This is a genomic window from Imperialibacter sp., from assembly GCF_040222815.1.
In the GTDB taxonomy this organism is placed as follows: domain Bacteria; phylum Bacteroidota; class Bacteroidia; order Cytophagales; family Cyclobacteriaceae; genus Imperialibacter.
The window spans coordinates 1-17,255 of sequence record NZ_JAVKCH010000025.1 but is presented as its reverse complement, the minus strand read 5'-3'; the positions used below and the strand labels follow the sequence as shown (position 1 = coordinate 17,255).

At 47.8% G+C, this 17,255-nt stretch carries 14 protein-coding genes; 10 read left to right on the top strand and 4 right to left on the bottom strand.

Annotated features, from left to right (window positions below; translation table 11 throughout):
- Positions 1-33: 33 nt before the first annotated feature.
- Entirely contained in the window at positions 34-747 is a 714-nt protein-coding gene (locus RIF36_RS13005) for a GDSL-type esterase/lipase family protein (RefSeq protein ID WP_350119064.1), read from the bottom strand.
- 216 nt (positions 748-963) lie between these two features.
- On the opposite strand from RIF36_RS13005, the gene RIF36_RS13000 reads away from it, so the two are divergent.
- Positions 964-1,743: a hypothetical protein gene (locus tag RIF36_RS13000; protein ID WP_350119061.1), complete on the top strand. Its 780-nt coding sequence runs from the start codon at positions 964-966 to the stop codon at positions 1,741-1,743.
- Between the two features lie 554 nt (positions 1,744-2,297).
- Here the strand turns inward: RIF36_RS13000 and RIF36_RS12995 are convergent.
- On the bottom strand, positions 2,298-3,293 hold the full coding sequence (locus RIF36_RS12995; RefSeq protein ID WP_350119058.1) for a sugar phosphate isomerase/epimerase family protein: 996 nt from the start codon (positions 3,291-3,293) through the stop codon (positions 2,298-2,300).
- A gap of 265 nt (positions 3,294-3,558) precedes the next feature.
- Between RIF36_RS12995 and RIF36_RS12990 the strand changes: the two genes are divergently transcribed.
- The 7 genes from RIF36_RS12990 (at position 3,559) to RIF36_RS12960 (ending at position 13,427) form a co-directional block, all read left to right on the top strand.
- Positions 3,559-5,703, top strand: a complete 2,145-nt coding sequence (locus tag RIF36_RS12990) for a pyrroloquinoline quinone-dependent dehydrogenase (protein ID WP_350119055.1) — start codon at positions 3,559-3,561, stop codon at positions 5,701-5,703.
- A 110-nt stretch (positions 5,704-5,813) separates the two neighbouring features.
- On the top strand, positions 5,814-7,715 hold the full coding sequence (locus tag RIF36_RS12985; protein WP_350119052.1) for a right-handed parallel beta-helix repeat-containing protein: 1,902 nt from the start codon (positions 5,814-5,816) through the stop codon (positions 7,713-7,715).
- A 227-nt stretch (positions 7,716-7,942) separates the two neighbouring features.
- Positions 7,943-9,028, top strand: coding sequence for a sensor histidine kinase (locus RIF36_RS12980; protein ID WP_350119049.1), 1,086 nt, complete (start codon positions 7,943-7,945; stop codon positions 9,026-9,028).
- On the top strand, positions 9,025-9,807 hold the full coding sequence (locus tag RIF36_RS12975) for a LytR/AlgR family response regulator transcription factor (RefSeq protein WP_350119046.1): 783 nt from the start codon (positions 9,025-9,027) through the stop codon (positions 9,805-9,807). Before RIF36_RS12980 ends, RIF36_RS12975 begins: the two co-directional genes overlap by 4 nt.
- A 95-nt stretch (positions 9,808-9,902) precedes the next feature.
- The gene (locus RIF36_RS12970) at positions 9,903-12,326 is read left to right on the top strand and encodes an ABC transporter permease (protein WP_350119043.1); all 2,424 of its coding nucleotides are present in this window, start codon (positions 9,903-9,905) and stop codon (positions 12,324-12,326) included.
- A 261-nt stretch (positions 12,327-12,587) separates the two neighbouring features.
- A complete protein-coding gene (locus RIF36_RS12965; RefSeq protein WP_350071193.1) occupies positions 12,588-12,794 on the top strand; it encodes a hypothetical protein in 207 nt (68 codons plus the stop codon).
- Positions 12,795-13,076: 282 nt separating this feature from the next.
- Positions 13,077-13,427: an arsenate reductase family protein gene (locus RIF36_RS12960; protein ID WP_350119040.1), complete on the top strand. Its 351-nt coding sequence runs from the start codon at positions 13,077-13,079 to the stop codon at positions 13,425-13,427.
- Here RIF36_RS12960 and RIF36_RS12955 read toward each other — a convergent pair.
- Positions 13,424-14,569, bottom strand: coding sequence for a carboxypeptidase-like regulatory domain-containing protein (locus RIF36_RS12955; RefSeq protein WP_350119037.1), 1,146 nt, complete (start codon positions 14,567-14,569; stop codon positions 13,424-13,426). The two genes, RIF36_RS12960 and RIF36_RS12955, sit on opposite strands and share 4 nt — an antisense overlap.
- A gap of 95 nt (positions 14,570-14,664) precedes the next feature.
- Here RIF36_RS12955 and RIF36_RS12950 point away from each other — a divergent pair, with 95 nt between their 5' ends.
- Positions 14,665-15,105 (top strand): peptidylprolyl isomerase, encoded by a 441-nt coding sequence (locus RIF36_RS12950; RefSeq protein ID WP_350071185.1) that lies wholly within the window; start codon positions 14,665-14,667, stop codon positions 15,103-15,105.
- 205 nt (positions 15,106-15,310) lie between these two features.
- On the top strand, positions 15,311-16,546 hold the full coding sequence (locus RIF36_RS12945; protein WP_502880855.1) for a serine hydrolase domain-containing protein: 1,236 nt from the start codon (positions 15,311-15,313) through the stop codon (positions 16,544-16,546).
- Between the two features lie 150 nt (positions 16,547-16,696).
- Here the strand turns inward: RIF36_RS12945 and RIF36_RS12940 are convergent.
- On the bottom strand, positions 16,697-17,255 hold a 559-nt coding region (locus RIF36_RS12940), incomplete at its 5' end, for a T9SS type A sorting domain-containing protein (protein ID WP_350119034.1).

The window sequence follows — 17,255 nt, the reverse complement described above, 5'->3', positions numbered from 1 at the left end:
CTGCTAGGAGAGGGGAAGAAATCCTTCGGATTTCTAGGGGTGAGGTAAATACCCCATCTCCTTCAAATGCTCCACCCAAATTTCATAGCCTTGGCGGTTGAGGTGCAGCCCGTCTTTTGTGAGATTGGCATCCAGGCGCTGACGGTTGTCAAGGAACAGCGGAAACAGGTTAACGAAGGTCACTTTAGTGTCGAGCGCTACTTTATACAATAACTGATTGGTCATCAACACATGGTACTGCTTGTCGTAGTGCTGAGGAAACCTGGGGTACTCAGGATTGACGGGCAGAATGCTTTGGATGTAAATCTCCGTAGCGGGGCTTTCAGCTTTTAGCCTGGTAACGATCTTCCTGACATTGTCAGCAATGACGGCATCCGGGATGTCGTTACCGATATCATTCACGCCGATCAAAAGAAAGAGCTTAGACGGCTTGCGTTCAATGATTTCATCCAACCGATTGAGGATACCAAAGCTGAAATCGCCGCCAATACCCCGGTTAACTACAGTCGGGTCGCCGAGCAGTTCGGCCCAGGGGCCGCCTTCGGTGATGCTATTGCCAAGGAAAAGAATCTTGCCTGTGCTCATGGGTTCTTTTGAAAACTTTTCCAGCCTCCGCTTGTGGTGATCCATGATAAACGGGATGGTATCGAACACATTCTGGTGGGTGACACTCTGCTGAGCCGTGGCGGGCAAGTATAGCGTGAGTATCGATAAAAGGACTATGGAGAGGAGTAGGCGTTTTTTCATGGAGGTTTTCTAAAATAGTAGCTACAATCGTTTGAGATAAAACTAGTTAAGAGGACTTCAAAAGTAAAGGACAAATAGGTCGTGCCATCAGCTACGGCTGTGGGCACGACGGTGGTGCCCACAGCCCTAGCTGGTGGCATCACCTCACCTGATCCCAAAAGTATTCCGAGCAAAAAAAGGCACAATACTTGCTGCATTATTTCGAAACCCTGCGCCATGAAGACTTATGCTACTCTCCTATTGCTACTGGTTGGCTCAACGGCCTTTGGTCAGCGCCTTGTACCCATCAATTTTTCAAAAGCTTATCAGGATCCATACTATATGGTGCTGGAAGCAGATAGCATCACAGCGGTGCTTGAGCATGTGGAGACAGAAAACAGGTTGGTGATCTTTGACCTGGAGATAGTGAACAAGAGTGGCCTGCCGCTCAAGGTTGACCCCAAGCTATTTCATTACTACGCAGGGAGCAGCCCCTTTCCTGAGCTTTCTGATATGGCAGACAATATCCATCAGGTATCATTTCCATATAGTCAAGTGCCTGGTTATCTTAGAAAGTCTCTGACCAAAAACGTGGTGGAAGACCACTACGAAACGCAAATTAAGCAGCAGCAAACACTGGCCATTATCTTCGGCGTGCTCTCGGTAGGCATGGTGGTAGCTGACGTAGCCAGCGACGTGAGAGATTCAAAGAAAGAGTTCTATACCCAAAAGGACTGGAACAAATCACAAACCAGGGATGCACTGACTGCCTCGACACTGATCACAACTGACGCTGTCATTCGCTCAACTCAGGAGAGAAACTACTATACCAGAGAAGACCTCCACTACCTCGACCAGGAAATCATGCAGCCGATGGACTTACCCGACACTTCAGCATTGAGAGGTAAGGTGTATTTCCCTAAAAATGGATACTACAGGTACTATCGGGTGGTGGTGCCTGTCGAGGGGTATAATTTTGTGTTTGATTTTAGAAAGGCGAGGGTGAGCGACTACTGAGAAACCATCATTTTCAGTACTATTCTATGAAGAAATTGGTGACATTAGAGAAATGGTTAGCTTATTTTTCATACTTCTAATTTTCAGTCTAGCGTATTTTATTCCCCGCCTTGGCTCTGTATCACGAACACTTTATTCAAAAAGGAATGGCACAACCTTTTCTGAAAATAGAAAGACTGCTTTTAGCAGACTCAAGGACACTTCCGTCGGTCTACTTATTTACTTAACTATTGTTTTCGGCAGTTCCATTACGAATTTGTTAGACGACAATCTCGTATTTGCAGCCATTTTCTTTCCGATGTTCCTCTTTGTGTTTCCTATAGTCGGCTCAGGATTTCGTTGGCTAATTTTTTACCGAAAGTCAAAGAGCTTCTCCGATACATATGATGGCGGACATATTATTGATATGTATATTGGAATTTTCATGTTGGGCATAGGCTATCTGCTATTGGACAACTACGGTCTTATACCTCTCGACTGGAGTCTGACAGGTACTTAAAGCGCAACTGACAACAATCCTCAAAGCGTACGGAGGTGCTGATGATTTCTGAAGGCTAATACACCTTCCCTCCCACTTTCTCCAACAATGCCTTGGTTAACTTAATGCCCTCCTCTTCCGTCGGGTAGTTGCCTTCTACGCCAAACATCTTCATGGCGGCGCCTTCGGCTTCTATGCCCATAAACCCTTTGAAACCGGAGTCTTTGATGATGGTGAGCATCTTAACGAAGTCAGTTTCTGTATCGTTGCCCTTTGCATCAAATCCATGGGTTTTGGCACTTACTCCTTTGGCATACGGCATCATGGCTTTCACACTTTCGTACTTATCAAAAGTGGCAATGACTTTGGCGTTTTTGAAAGCCTCTATAGTCATCTCTTCCATGCGCTCCCTGCGAACGAAGTTACCGAAGTCAGGCAGTAGCCCTGCATAAGGGTTGTTTACCTGCTTCATTACCTCCACCAGCCATTTGGCATCGGTCGACGGGCCAAAATGGTTTTCAATGATGACACTGATGCCTGCCTGCTGGCCGAATTCTACCAGACTGCCGTAGCCATCCACGCCTGCTTTGGCAATTTCCTCATCGGTGCCAGGCCCGTCCAGGTTGACCCTGATCGCATGACAGCCAATCTCTTTGGCAGCTTCCACCCATTTGTAATGATTTTCAACGGCTTGCTTCCTGGTAGCGGCATCAGGATGGCCCAATTCACCTTCGGCATCTACCATGATGAGCACATTGCGCACACCAAGGTCGTCGGTGCGGGTTTTCAGTTCTTTAACGTACGCTTTATCTCCTCCTTTTCCATTCCAAAAAGTAGACACGTATTCAATATTGGAAATACCATAGGTGTTTTTGGCCAGCGCCGGAAACTCGATATTAGTTAGCTTCTGGCTGAAAAAGGAGCCCGCCAGAGAAAACTGAGCAAGGGAAATATCGAAGAACAGTTTTTTGGCTGGCGCTTCTGCGAAAAGGTCAAATGGTAAGGTGGCAGCAAGGCCCAAACCAGCAGCTCCTGCGCCAGTCTTTTTTAGGAAATCTCTTCTGGTGTTCATGGTGTCTAGAGAAAATTGGAAATTGTGTCTAATCCATCAGCATCACTTTCGGGGGATACGATGGAATCCGGAGATGACTAGGTAGACACCCACGGGAGTCAAGCTAAGCTAAAGAATGTCTTGTCTTTGTCAAAGCCTTGATGCGTCTTTTTAACACAATGATGTGTAGCTCTACAATCACCTGCTTATCAAATACGGGTTCCAATAATTGCGAATTCTGTCTATCTTCCCTCCGGCAGCGCTTTCATTACCTACAACACCCTTTATGAAAAATATTATTAGCGTTAGTTTTTGGAAAGCTTTTTTCATTGCGTGTCTTTTTCCTGCGCTGTTCTGTCTCTCATCATGCCAAAACGGAACTGCTACGAGAGATAGTTGGTCGGTGTACAAGGGAGATGCCGCCAGCAGCAGCTATTCCAGTCTCACTCAAATCACAAAAGACAACGTGAGTCGGCTGGAAGTAAGTTGGGTTTTTGAACCCACCGACGCTCCCGAAGGTGCCAGAGCGGTCAAATACGAGTGTAATCCAATCGTTGTCGGCCCTGTGATGTATCTCACGTCTGCCAGACACGTGGTGTATGCGCTTGACGCTGCCACCGGGGACGTCATCTGGTCGTTCGATCCATTTGATGGAAAAGGGGGCGCCATCAAAAGAGGGGTGTCTTACTGGGAAGGTAGTGGTGAAAAGCGAATTCTGTTCACCGCCAGGAATCATCTCTTTGCTTTGAACGCCACCAATGGAGAACAGATACTGGGCTTTGGTGAGCAAGGAAAAGTCAACCTGAATATCGAAAACTTCTCGGGCGAAGAAGCCTGGGTGGTGCCCACTTCACCCGGTATCATTTACAACGATCTGATTATCCTTGGCTCGGAGGTTTCAGAATCCTATGGCGCCGCTCCGGGTTACATTCGGGCGTACAACGTTCGCACAGGGGAGCTTGAATGGACTTTTCACACTATTCCCTGGCCGGGAGAAGTTGGGTACGATACGTGGCCACCCGACGCCTGGAAGAAGGTGGGTGGTGCCAATAACTGGGGCGGTATGAGTCTGGATGAAAAGAGGGGCATTGTCTACATACCATTAGGCTCGCCTACTTACGACTATTACGGATCAGACCGGAAGGGAATGAACCTTTTTGGCAATAGCCTGGTGGCTTTGGAAGCGGCAACCGGAAAGCTCGTCTGGCACTTCCAAACTACTCACCACGACCTGTGGGACTACGACCTGCCTGCTCCTCCCAACCTGGTCACGGTAACGAAAGGTGGACGAGCGGTCGATGCAGTGGCGCAAACCACCAAGACAGGATTCTTGTTTATATTAGACAGAGAAACCGGCGAGCCAATTTTCCCCGTAGAAGAAAGACCTGTGCCAGCCAGCAACATTCCTGGTGAGGAAGCCTGGCCCACGCAGCCATTCCCTACCAAGCCTTTGCCTTATTCAAAACAATATATTTCCGAAAGTGATTTATTGGACTTTACCCCTGATGCAAAAAAAGAAGTGCTCGATGCCTTTAAAAGTTTTAGGTATGAAGGGATTTATACCCCACCCGACACGAGTGGCACACTGCTGACACCGGGCAGCCGTGGCGGCTCAGAATGGGGTGGTGCCGCCTGGGATCAGGAAACAGGCTTGCTTTACCTCAACGCCAACGAGTCGCCCGAAATTGCCAAAGTAAGCCGGGGTGTGGCGTGGAAGAGCCCGAGAGACCAAAGCATGTTCAATGTGGGCCGGTCTTTCTACAACACTTACTGTGCTTCATGCCATGGCAAAAACAAACAGTCCGAAGACCCATCCATTCCATCGCTTACGACAGTAGGCAGCAAGCTGAGCAAATCCGACATCCTTGACCGGATAAAATATGGCAAAGGGAAAATGCCTGCCTTTGGTCAGGTGGCGACTGGCAACGAAGAAGAAATTCTTTCGTTCCTGCTGGAGATTAACACGGACAAGATTTCTCAAAAACCCCAGAATGAGTCTGACACCGGCATGGTTTACCTCAACCTGACGGCTTATGGATATTTTAGAGACAACGAAGGACGACCAGCCATCAAGCCACCCTGGGGCACATTGAACGCCATCAACCTGAATACAGGAGAGTATTCCTGGCGGGTGCCGCTGGGCAATATTCCCGAACTTCAGCAGCCTGGCGATCCTGCGACGGGTATTGAAAATTACGGTGGGCCGGTGGTAACAGCTGGTGGATTGGTGTTTATAGCAGCTACCGGTGACCAAAAGATTCGGGCGTTTGACAAAGAGACAGGTGATGAGATATGGACGGCAGACTTGCCAGGAAACGGGTATGCCAGTCCGGCGGTATACGAAGCAAACGGCAGGCAGTATGTGGCTATTGCGGTCACTGGCAACCGGGAGAAGCCGGGCGGTTGGATGGTCGTTTTTTCCCTGCCCTGATCGAAAGCGTAGCAGTCAGCGCTTTTGAGGCAGCACCGGCAAACACTAATTAGGGGTGGTTCCTCCTATTTCGGTTTCCGTTCAGCGTTTATCCACGTAACTTCTTTGCCATGAAAACAATCACCCTTATTGCTCTCCTCGCCTCTTTACTTTTCGTCAGTTGGCAGTCTGCTTCGGTAGCTGACAAGACCATGGCAGACGAGTTTATCGTCGAACCCTCTACCCTGTTGTGCGCTGGCTTTGAATGGAAAATTTTTGGTGATGACAACAGGAATGCCACCGTGGCGGTCGACTATCGAAAGAAGGGAGATACACAATGGAAACACGGACATCCGCTGCTGAGAATCGGCGATGAGAAAGTGTATGGTCACGATCAGCGCTGGGTGTACACCGTGCCTGATATGTTTGCAGGCAGCATTTTCAACCTCGAACCGGACACATGGTACGAAGGTCGGTTCATCCTAACTGATCCTGATGGCGTATCAGGAATAGCCGAGAAAATAGTCACCTTCAAAACAAGAGCCGAACCCCAGCCATATGTCGGTGGCCAAACTTATCATGTCTATCCTATAGGCTACGACGGGCCAAAGGAAAGTCCGGCTTTTACCGGCTTGAATGCTGCATATTATGGCGAAGGCAACCAGGGTGACTGGTGGATGGTGCCCGAGCCTCGTGTGCAGCCAGGAGACATTATTCTCGTGCACGCCGGTCTTTATAAGGGGGACAGAAGAAAGTACGCCCATGAGCTGGCGCTTGATTTTCATGGTGCTTACGTGCTCACGCAAAAAGGAACTCCAGAAAAGCCCATCACTATTAAATCGGCCGGTGATGGCGAAGTGATTTTCGATGGAGATGGTGCATACCGTTTGTTCGACGTGATGGCCGCCGACTACCATTACTTTGAAGGGCTCACCATCAGGAATACCGAGGTGGCTTTTTATGCCGGGCTAAAAAGAGTGATGGGTGCCAGCGGGCTAACCGTGAAGCACTGCAAAATGGAAGACATAGGCATGGCCGTGATGACGCACAGCGCCGATTCCAAAGATTTTTATATCGCTGACAACACCCTCATTGGTCGGCACGAGCCCGACACGCTCATTGGTTGGTATGGCTTCGAAAAGCCTGCCCCGCTTACCTCCTACGTGGCCATCAAGGTTTATGGTCAGGGGCACGTGGTGTGCCACAACAGCATATCGTTTTTCCACGATGGCATCAGTGTTGATACACATGGGCTGCCTGAAGATGGCAAGCCCAAGTGTGCGTCGATCGACTTTTACAGAAACGATATCTTCAACATGGCCGACGACTTTATTGAGGCCGACGGTGGTGTGCATAATATCAGGGTGTTTGAAAACAGAGGCTTCAATTCATACCATGCCTCCCTGAGTGCCCAACCTATGTTTGGCGGCCCTGTATACTTTATTCGCAATATCTGCTACAATACACCAGGCACTGCACTGAAATATATGATCAGGCCAGCAGGCATTTACACATACAACAACACCTTCATTACCGAGGCCGCCATCAGTGTGTTTTCGAATGGCCACTTTCGTAACAACATTTTTATGGGCCCTTCCGACAGTCGGCCGGCATTGAGTGCAACCACCCTTACAGCTTATTCGACCATGGACTACAATGGGTACGGGAAAAAGTCAGGAGCAGAGAAAAGCTACCGGCTACGCTACCCAACGACTGACGCTCAAAATCATGCTGATGAAAAAGAACTAACATGGGTGGAAGCATCGTCAATCAAAGAGCTAAGCAAGTTGACTAGTTTTGAAACACACAGCGTTGAAGTTGATTTCGACGTTTTCGAAAACGTGCCCATTCCCGACAAAAGGGGGCACATTTACCCAGTTGAGGGTGTCAATTTTAGCCTAAAGAAAGGCAGCAAAGCAATCGACGCCGGGGTATCAATTCCAAACATCACCGATGGATTCACGGGGAAAGCACCTGATTTGGGAGCATTGGAGGCTGGAGCGGCGTTGCCGGTTTATGGGCCGAGGAATTGAGAGGCCTGTGCGTTGCTCAGAGCAAGGCTATTTTAAGGACATTTTGTAAGAACTCCTCCAAGGGTTCACAATCATATAGTCGCACTATGACCTTCTATTGCGCTCACTACAACAAACTCTTGGAGGGTTGTAAGTGAAAGCGTTTACCTCAGGGTTATGTAAACTAGATAGTCCTGAAACCCAACAATTGACTAATTTGGAGGCTTGGTATTCCTCGCACCCAACCAATGGCACCAAACGATTCATTTTCCAGCAAGCAATTCGCTCCCTACAACACCCTGGTGCTGGCCGGGCTTTTTGGCTTTGTATGGGCCAGAGAGGCATGGACTGATGGGCTAATCGTCGACAATATCCTTTTTTGGCCTGGCGGCTACTTCCTTTCCCTTTGGATACTAAGCCCCTTAGCACTGTATTTCTTCAAATCGCTGGAAACAACTGGGCGGCGGGCTTTCATCAAACGACATTTGGCAATAAGCGCTGGCTTTGGCATACTTCATTTTTTCTTAACCGGTCTATTAATTATCTTATTAGAACGGTTTTTCCGTCTCCCCGAACATTACAATTTCTATCAATCTGGCAGCTACTTCAGGCAGTCCTGGCCCTATGCGGTTGATGGCATGCTCTGGTATTGGAGCTATATTTTCATTTTTTTGTACCTACAGACAAGAGAAAGACTGGCCTTTGAAAAACAGCGATCAGAAGTCATCCAAAAAGAGCTTGCAGCGTCCGACCTCAGTGTACTGCGAACGGAGCTCAATCCACATTTTCTGTTCAATGCCATGAACAGCATCGCCATGAAAGTGAGGCTCAAGGAGAACAAACTTGCTGTAGCAATGATCGCCTCCCTTAATGACCTACTGAGGTCTGTGTTGTCGAGGCAGCGGGAGAAAACGGTTCCCCTATCTGAAGAAATTGACCTCCTGAACAAATACCTGATGATTGAAAGTGTGAGGTTTGGCGAGCAGGTAGAAGTAACACAAGATTTCAGCGAAGACTTGCTCCCAGCCGAGGTGCCACAAATGATATTACAACCACTTGTTGAAAACGCCTTCAAACATGGGGTGAGAGATAGCCTGCGGCAGCAAAAGATCAGCATCACAGGAGCAAAAGAGAACGACGCTCTGGTACTCACCGTCTTCAACACTACCGAACAAATGCGACGGTTCGATACGGTCAACGGATCAGAAGGCGTGGGTTTGCCCAATGTCATTCATCGGCTCAGGCGGCACTATGGCACTGACTTTCGCTTCCAAAGCATGAGCACTGGCGCTGGCATTGCGTTCAGAATTACTTTACCTTTTAGGTTGATATGAAGATTAAGTGCCTTGTGATAGACGATGAGGAAACCGCCCGCAGAGGATTGGCTGTGCTGCTGGAGGATTATGAAGAGGTACAGCTTATCGGACTCTGTGTCAATGGTGTGGAAGCCATCGACCAGATCAGGGCATTGAAACCCGACCTGATCTTTCTGGATGTACAGATGCCCGGCGTGAATGGGTTTGAAGTACTGGCAAGCCTTCCGAAGCCCTGGCCGCAAGTAGTTTTTATTACTGCTCACGATCAGTTTGCACTGAAGGCATTTGAAGTCAACGCAGTGGATTACCTGCTTAAACCCTTCAGCGACGAAAGGTTTGATCAGGCGCTTCAGCGAGCAAAAACAAAACTAAAGGCCCAGGAAGTAGAAAATGGGGCAGTCAAAACCCTGATAGATCAAACTAAAGCCAGTTTGAAAGGGACGTCGTCACTTGTTCGAAATGATGGCGATCAGGGGAGGCTGGTGATCAAAGTAGATGGCAGCATTCATTTGCTGGAACTTCCCGACATCCGGTATGTGGAAGCATTCGACTACTATGTAAAAATTCACGTGGCAGATCGTTTCTTCCTGCTAAGGGAAACCATGAAAAAAATGGAGGAGCGCTTGCCCGACAGCGGCTTTACAAGAATACACAAGTCATACATTGTTAACCATGCGTTTGTCAAGGCCCTCCACAAACAGGAAAACAATGAATACGAAATTGAATTGATCGATAGCTCCCAACTAAAGGTCAGCCGAAACTTTCGGGTGAAATTACTGGAAAGACTAGGTATTTAACCTGTTCCTGCACTCAGTCTACCTCTTGCTGCAAGCTCCAGTCGTGGAATGGCTACATTCGTTATTTTTGATGTAACAACTCAAAATACTACCTCATGCTTCGCAACCACCTCATCTTTGCCCTCAGGTTATTTCTAAAAGACAGCGTTTACTCTGTGCTCAACATCCTCGGGCTGGCACTGGGTATCACCGTGGGCATCATACTCCTGCTGTTCCTGCAGGGAGAACTCACCTACGACCAACACTTTGCCAAACACAAGCAAATTTATCGCTTCACGAACCACCTGAAAGCTGACGGTGCCGATTTCAACACGGCAAATACCGCCAGAGAGTTGGCTCCGATACTCAAAGCCGACCTCCCCGAAGTGCTGGAGTATGTGCGCTTTCTGGGATATAATGAGTCGATGGTAGAGTACAAGGAGCAAGATGGGGTGCATAAGCAATTCTACGAGGATAAGATTTGGAGGGCTGACAGCAATATGTTCTCCCTGTTTGATCACATTTTTTTTGAAGGCGACCCAAAATCATGCCTGGAAGGTCCCGGCAAGGTCGTTATCACAAAGAGCATTGCCGAAAAGTATTTTGGTGAAGATGAGGCCGTTGGCAAGCTGCTGATTTTTCCGGAAGGAGACACACGCAAAGTTACTGCTGTTATTTCTGACCTTCCCGACAACTCCCACCTAAAATACGAGATTCTCTTATCACATATTGCTCCACGAAATTGGATTGAAGAAGGCGATGCTACCCGCAAATCGGAAGGATTCTGGAATCCTAACGGGTACACTTACCTGCTGATGCCCGTTGACTATGATCCCAAAACATTCGACGACAAATTCCCGGCTATATTTGACAAGACCTTTGGCCTTTTTGCCAAACGCATCAACGGAACTGTTATACCGAAATTACAACCCCTTGCCGATATCCACTTCAATTCAGACCTTTCCGGCGATGAGCCGGTAGGCAACATCAACTATGTCTACACCTTCGCCATAGTGGGCATTTTTATCATCATTTTGGCCTGTATTAACTATATGAACATGGCCACTGCCCGCTCGGTGGTAAGAACAGGCGAAATGGGCATCCGAAAAGTGCTTGGGTTTTCAAAAGCTGAGCTTTTCCGCAATGTCATGCTGGAGGCAATTCTAATAGCTTTCATTGCTATGTTGATAGCTATAGCGCTTTCGTATGTGGTCTTGGAACTCACACCTTTCAACTCCTGGATTGACAAAAACCTGTCGCTCAACTTCTTTTCCAACCCATTCCTCACCTTCGGAATGCTTATTATCACCCTGCTTGTAGGTGTTCTTTCCGGGGTCTACCCCGCCCTATACATCCCCTCCGTACCAGTCGTGCAGGCACTCAAAGGAACCTTCACTGGCGACAAGTCCGGCACTCTGCTAAGAAAAGGGCTCATTGTCTTTCAGTTTGTGGTATCACTGTTTGTTATCATTTGCACCGTGCTTATGGACAAGCAAATTGAGTATATGCAAAACAAGGAGCTCGGTTTTGCAAAGGACAACGTGCTGGTGATAGAAGTAAAAGACACCGTTACAGCCAACCACATGGATGCCATTAGAACTGAGCTCAGGAAAAACCCCAATATTATCAGCGCCGCTACTTCCTATGGCACGCCAGGCATGGGGTTTGGAGGTCAGGTGGTATGGGTGGAAAAGGACACGGCCATGGCACAGCAAAGCATGACGATGATTTGGTCGGGGCCCGACTACCTGGAAACCATGGGTATAGAAGTAGTCGACGGTCGTGATTTTAATCCCGATTCTGAAGCAGAGTACGTTATGAAGTTCATCGTGAACGAAACAGGCGCCAGAGAATTGGGTTGGGGAGACAATGCCGTGGGCAAAAAGGTGAAGTACTTTCACGGTGAGGACTTCGGGCAGGTGATTGGCGTGGTTAAGGACTTTAATTTCGAATCGCTGCACAACAAAATTGAGCCTCTGTTCATTGTGTTGGACGAGAGCAATGGTGGTCGCATTCACATACGCATGAAGGGCGAAGACATGAAGGCAACAATTGCCGATATTGAAGAGATTTGGACTGGCTTTGATCCCAACCATCCTTTTGAGTACACTTTTCTGGATCAGGAGTTTGCCAAGCAATACCGGGTCGACCAAATTCAACTAAAACTCATTTCAACGTTGTCCTACATCTGCATAATTGTGTCAATTCTCGGCCTTATCGGGCTGTCGGCCTTCACCGCCAGTCGCAAAGCCAAAGAGATCAGCATAAGAAAAGTGCTGGGTGCCAGTTCAGCCACCATCGTGCTGTTGTTTTCAAAGGACTATGTTAAGCTAATCCTCATCGCCTTTGTCATCTCAGTACCCCTGGCTAACTACATCATCGTAGAATGGACATCCAAGTTTGCCTACCAGATGTCCATCCATTGGTTCTATTTTGTGCTACCAGGGGTGTTGGTGCTTACGCTTGGTCTTTTAACTGTGGGAGCCCAATCATTGCGGTCGGCCAGGGCCAACCCTGTTGAGGGGCTAAGGCGAGAGTAGGGTTCTCAGTATTTGTGCAGGCTGAAAGCCACCGTTGCGTTGTTTTGTGCCTTCACATATTACTGCTGGAAAGGCAGGCATGTGATGCTAAAACAGAGCAAGGAATACCTTTTTAGTTCCCTTAGCTGCTGACAACGAAGACTAGATTAATGCGTTGATTCGTGATGGCATACTCCAGGGCGATAGCCACAGGAATCCTCTACATCTAAACTATTTTCGGTTGCTGGCCGTTGTCAATAGTATAATTTGAACCACAAAATCATGGATATAGCAACGAAAGCAAAAGAAGAAATTGAAAGCAGGCTCAAGAAAATTGAAAGCTTCATAGAAGAAAAGGGGCTTGGCTCTTCCTACCTGACAAAAGCAAGACGCACGCAGCGCAACGTTAATCTCGCCATTGCTGTGGGTAGCCTTATCACTGTGGCGGGCATCAGTATCTGGCTATTCAGTAGCTCTCGTAAAGATTAAATCTTCTGCTTGTGTCGGTTAAGATCGTTGTGTTAGTCGGCTAGCTTTACGATTGTGGCTGTCTTTACCAAGCTGTTCCAGCGAATCCACTTATCGGATGGTGAAGTCCAAGTAATAGGTGGAATGTGATCCCAAGTAATTTTTACCGTACCTGGCACCGTTGTGAAGTGAGGTTTTTTTAGGCAGCACATAATGTCACTTGTCTTACAGTAAACGTACAAGATCAGTGGCTAGCACCATCTTTTCTGGGTTACATCTCGCAGATTTTTCTTTCTTTGCATCATGAAGAAAGTATATCACCTCTCCACCTGTTCCACCTGTCAGCGCATTATCAAAGAGCTGGGTATTGGCAAAGAGTTTATTTATCAGGACATCAAAAAGGAGGCTATTACTCCCCAACAAATCGATGAGATGAAAGCGATGGCGGGCTCATACGAGGCGCTATTCTCAAGAGTAGCCATGAAATACAAAGCCCTTGGCCTGAAAGATAAAAACTTGGGCGAGCAAGATTACAGAAACTATATTCTTGATGAGTATACCTTTTTAAAACGCCCTGTTTTTCTCATAGACGGGAAAATCTTCATTGGCAATTCGCCAAAAAATGTCGCTGCGGTAAAAGAAGCCATTTCCTAAGGATTATTACTGGCGGGGTCATAATCGTTGGGCAGCATCATGGCGACCCAACCCTGGCTCATGGCGCCTGACACAAGTAGCTGATCGGGCTGCTGGTTAAGCCCGGTTTTCGTAACATCTACGTAGCCTTCCTTCACCTCCAGCCACGACACCTCCACCAATGTGTCATTGTAAATCGTGTTTTTGGGCACCCCCAGCTCCCTTTTGTAATGCACCTCTACTTTGCCATTGAGCAATATTCTGTAAAGCCCTGTCCGATATGAGGCTCCCACCATGTTTTCTATGGGGTAGTCAATCAGGACTTCCTTTTTTGTTTTTGCGAGGTCGGGGTGCCGCACAATAGGCCCCTCCCTTGGAAACTTCTCCTGAAACAAAGCAAATCCTTCCTGTTGCAATTGTCCTTGTTGAATATACTCATAAAGTATGGCCAAAAAGAGATGCCTGGTCGACCCTTTAAAGGCGATGACTCTATTTTTGATCCACTGGCTCTTTTGCTGCTCATCTGCGGGGATCATTTCTTCGAACCTGGTTTCCCCTGTAAAAAAGAAATAGCTCGAATTGGCATTGAAAAGTCGTAAATGATAGAACACCTTGTAGCCCAGTGCGTGGTTCTCGATTTCCACCGGAGTGTTTGCTGTAGCTACCAGGCCCTTGTCTTTGTCTTCGGCAAACTCAAGCACCCAGGGGTTCAGAATTTTGCAGCGCCTTGAAAATTCCGTATCACCGAGAAACACTTTGGTAAACTTCGATAGATTTCTTTCCCACTTTTTGTCCTTCTTCGAAGCAACCTCAATGGCGGATAGCTCTTCTAAAGCTGGCTCGAGTGCTATGGCAGTGCTCAGGTTGGAGCTTTCCGTAAAATCAAAATTGAATTTTTGGTGCTTATAGCCCACGTATGAAACAACCAGTTGCACCGATCCGAAAGGAACTCTCTCAATCAGGAACGAGCCATCCAGCGCTGTGGTGGAGCCCAAAGTCGTGCTACTGATAAAAACATTGGCAAACGGCAACGGCTCTTTGGTACTCGCATCGACCACCCTCCCAAACAACGATCCTGTTTGAGCCTTAACTGTTAATGAGCACGCCAGAAAAAAAACGGCAAAAAGAAATCGTTTTGATAATAATGCAGGGATCAGTTGCATACAAATACTACTTTTGTGTGTTTTGCAGGCCGAAATAGGTATAACAACCGAAAGGCTGTCTTCGCTTAATTTACACTAAAATATCAACTAACATCATGCAAATAGCCGAAATACACACCAAGAAAGGCGTTATGAAGATCAAGTTCTTCGAAAAAGACGCACCGAAAGCAGTTGCCAACTTCAAAGAACTGGCCAACCATAATTTCTACGACGGGCTTACCTTCCACAGGGTGATTCCTGATTTTGTTATTCAAGGTGGCTGCCCTAAAGGCACTGGTGCAGGTGGACCTGGCTACACTATTCCCTGCGAGCTTGACGGCGAAAACCAATACCACGACCGTGGCGTACTCAGCATGGCACACGCTGGCAGAAACACTGGCGGTTCACAATTCTTCATTTGCCATAGTCGCAAAAACACTGCCCACCTCGACAGAAACCACACCGTTTTCGGCAAAGTATACGAAGGCCTTGATGTGATCGATGCGATCAGAGAGGGTGAAGTGATGGAGAAGGTGGTGATTGTTGAGGAAAAGTAAGAAGTAATTTAGTAAGGAGTAAATGGTGAGTAGTTAGTGGCAGATCCTGTGTACAAGAACCGAATCGTACCTTTATCAAATACTCGATTACTCAAATCCTCGTTCTTTCTGTGACAGGTGGTCAATGGTTTTTCTTGTTGAATTGTAATTTTGTTCAACAGTCAATCATCGACTGCCTTTTTTCATTTTAAGCCGACCTTGTTTCATGAAGTCTCTGAAAGCCACCCTCCTTCTGCTTGTCATGGTTTACCCACTTTTGACGCATGGTCAAAAGAGCAAAACCCCGAAAACGTATTTTCCACCCGCAGGCAGCTGGGAAGAACGCACGCCAGCCGCTATGGGAGTGGATGCCGCTTTGCTGCAAGAAGCCGTTGATTTTGCCATTGCCAGTGAGTCAAAAGCTTCAAAGAACTTGAAGGAGGCTCACTACTTGAGCTTCGGGAAAGAGCCATTCGGCGATGCCGTAGGCCCCTTGAAGGAAAGAGGCCCTGCTACGGGCATGGTGATTAAAAGCGGTTATATCATCGCTAAATGGGGCGATCCTGATCGGGTAGATCAAACGTTTAGCGTGGCAAAAAGCTTTCTTTCCACCACTGTTGGCCTCGCTTACGACAAGGGCATGATCAGAGACATCAACGACAAGGTTTATCCCTACATCGGCCCGGTGATTCCTTACGAGCCTGCCCGGATGTCGCTCAACAAAGCTGAGTCGTTTGAAGAGCCTGACGTATTGGAACTGTTTGAGTCAGCACACAACCGCAAAATCACCTGGGACCACATGCTGCGCCAAACCAGCGATTGGGAGGGCACGCTCTGGGGCAAGCCCGACTGGGCCGACCGTCCACCCCGTGACACTGAAGGATGGATTGGCAGAGAAAGAAACGAGCCGGGAAGCTTCTACAAATACAACGATACCCGGGTAAATCTGCTGGCCTTGTGCATTCTCAATGTTTGGAGAAAGCCACTACCAGAAGTGCTTAAAGAAAACATTATGGATCCTATCGGTGCCTCACCTACCTGGCGCTGGCTAGGGTACGAAAACTCGTGGATTGTGCTCGATGGTAAGCCCGTGCAGTCGGTGAGCGGCGGCTCGCATTGGGGCGGCGGTATGTTCATCAACGCTTATGACCAGGCCCGATTCGGCTACCTCACGCTACGCAATGGCAATTGGAATGGCCAACAGCTGATCTCGGAAAAATGGCTGGGCATGGCCCGAACGCCAACGCCCGTTCAAACCACTTACGGCTTTATGAACTTCTTCCTTAATACTGAGCAAAAGCCTTTGCCGAGCGCTCCAGCTTCGGCGTTTTACCACCTTGGTGCCGGTGCTAATATGGTGTATGTAGATCAGGAAAACGACCTCGTTATCGTTGCCCGCTGGATCGACAGCAGCAGCATGGATGGGATTGTGGGGAGGGTGTTGAAGAGTATGGGGAAGTGAGTAGCCAAAACCGTGGATGATCTCGGAGCATTGAACTAGTAGATTTTTCTAAAAGCGACAGCAACTCTAAGACAAGAGTGAATACATATTTACAAGAAATGGTCCGGACTTGACATCCGGGCCATTTTATCTTTCAAGACTCCAAGTCTGTTATTCCTTCACAATCTTATGTGAGATCATCTTATCACCCTGAGTTAACATCAACATATACATACCTCGTTTGATGGTCTTTACCTGAATATCAAATTGCTCCGCTCCAGCATCTCTTTTCTCTAAGAACACGATCTTACCTGCCTGATCGATGATCCTGACTTCCACTTCACCTTTGCCCTGATAAGGGTTGATGACTGTGAAGTTGGATTCGAATGGATTGGGGTAGATGACTGATGGAATTAAGGTGCTTGATGAAGTATCCAAGGCGGTGGCTTCAGTCATTCGGGCCATTGAGGATGAACCTGCACACGGGTCGTTGCTAAATGTCCAGCCAGAATTACCACCCTGGTTGTCATAGCCCTGTGCCGCAGTGAAGCTCGCCCCACCAATAGCATTGATGTCTTTTATGGTTAGATTTTCAAAGCAATTATCAATTCCTGATGGCATACTGATTGTAGCGGGGCTTCCAGATACTACTGATTTGATCGTACTTCCAGATGCTTCCAGGAAGCTATTCACTGTAACCACTCCGACAGGATCGATATGCAGGGTTGAT

Bases quoted from the DNA above. Each gene is read 5' to 3' on its own strand.
- RIF36_RS12945 (WP_502880855.1), top strand. From the start codon at position 15,311: ATGAAGTCTCTGAAAGCCACCCTCCTTCTGCTTGTCATGGTTTACCCA.
- RIF36_RS12955 (WP_350119037.1), bottom strand. From the start codon at position 14,569: ATGCAACTGATCCCTGCATTATTATCAAAACGATTTCTTTTTGCCGTT.
- RIF36_RS13000 (WP_350119061.1), top strand. From the start codon at position 964: ATGAAGACTTATGCTACTCTCCTATTGCTACTGGTTGGCTCAACGGCC.
- RIF36_RS12975 (WP_350119046.1), top strand. From the start codon at position 9,025: ATGAAGATTAAGTGCCTTGTGATAGACGATGAGGAAACCGCCCGCAGA.
- RIF36_RS12965 (WP_350071193.1), top strand. From the start codon at position 12,588: ATGGATATAGCAACGAAAGCAAAAGAAGAAATTGAAAGCAGGCTCAAG.
- RIF36_RS12995 (WP_350119058.1), bottom strand. From the start codon at position 3,293: ATGAACACCAGAAGAGATTTCCTAAAAAAGACTGGCGCAGGAGCTGCT.
- RIF36_RS12960 (WP_350119040.1), top strand. From the start codon at position 13,077: ATGAAGAAAGTATATCACCTCTCCACCTGTTCCACCTGTCAGCGCATT.
- RIF36_RS12950 (WP_350071185.1), top strand. From the start codon at position 14,665: ATGCAAATAGCCGAAATACACACCAAGAAAGGCGTTATGAAGATCAAG.
- RIF36_RS12970 (WP_350119043.1), top strand. From the start codon at position 9,903: ATGCTTCGCAACCACCTCATCTTTGCCCTCAGGTTATTTCTAAAAGAC.
- RIF36_RS12985 (WP_350119052.1), top strand. From the start codon at position 5,814: ATGAAAACAATCACCCTTATTGCTCTCCTCGCCTCTTTACTTTTCGTC.
- RIF36_RS13005 (WP_350119064.1), bottom strand. From the start codon at position 747: ATGAAAAAACGCCTACTCCTCTCCATAGTCCTTTTATCGATACTCACG.
- RIF36_RS12990 (WP_350119055.1), top strand. From the start codon at position 3,559: ATGAAAAATATTATTAGCGTTAGTTTTTGGAAAGCTTTTTTCATTGCG.
- RIF36_RS12980 (WP_350119049.1), top strand. From the start codon at position 7,943: ATGGCACCAAACGATTCATTTTCCAGCAAGCAATTCGCTCCCTACAAC.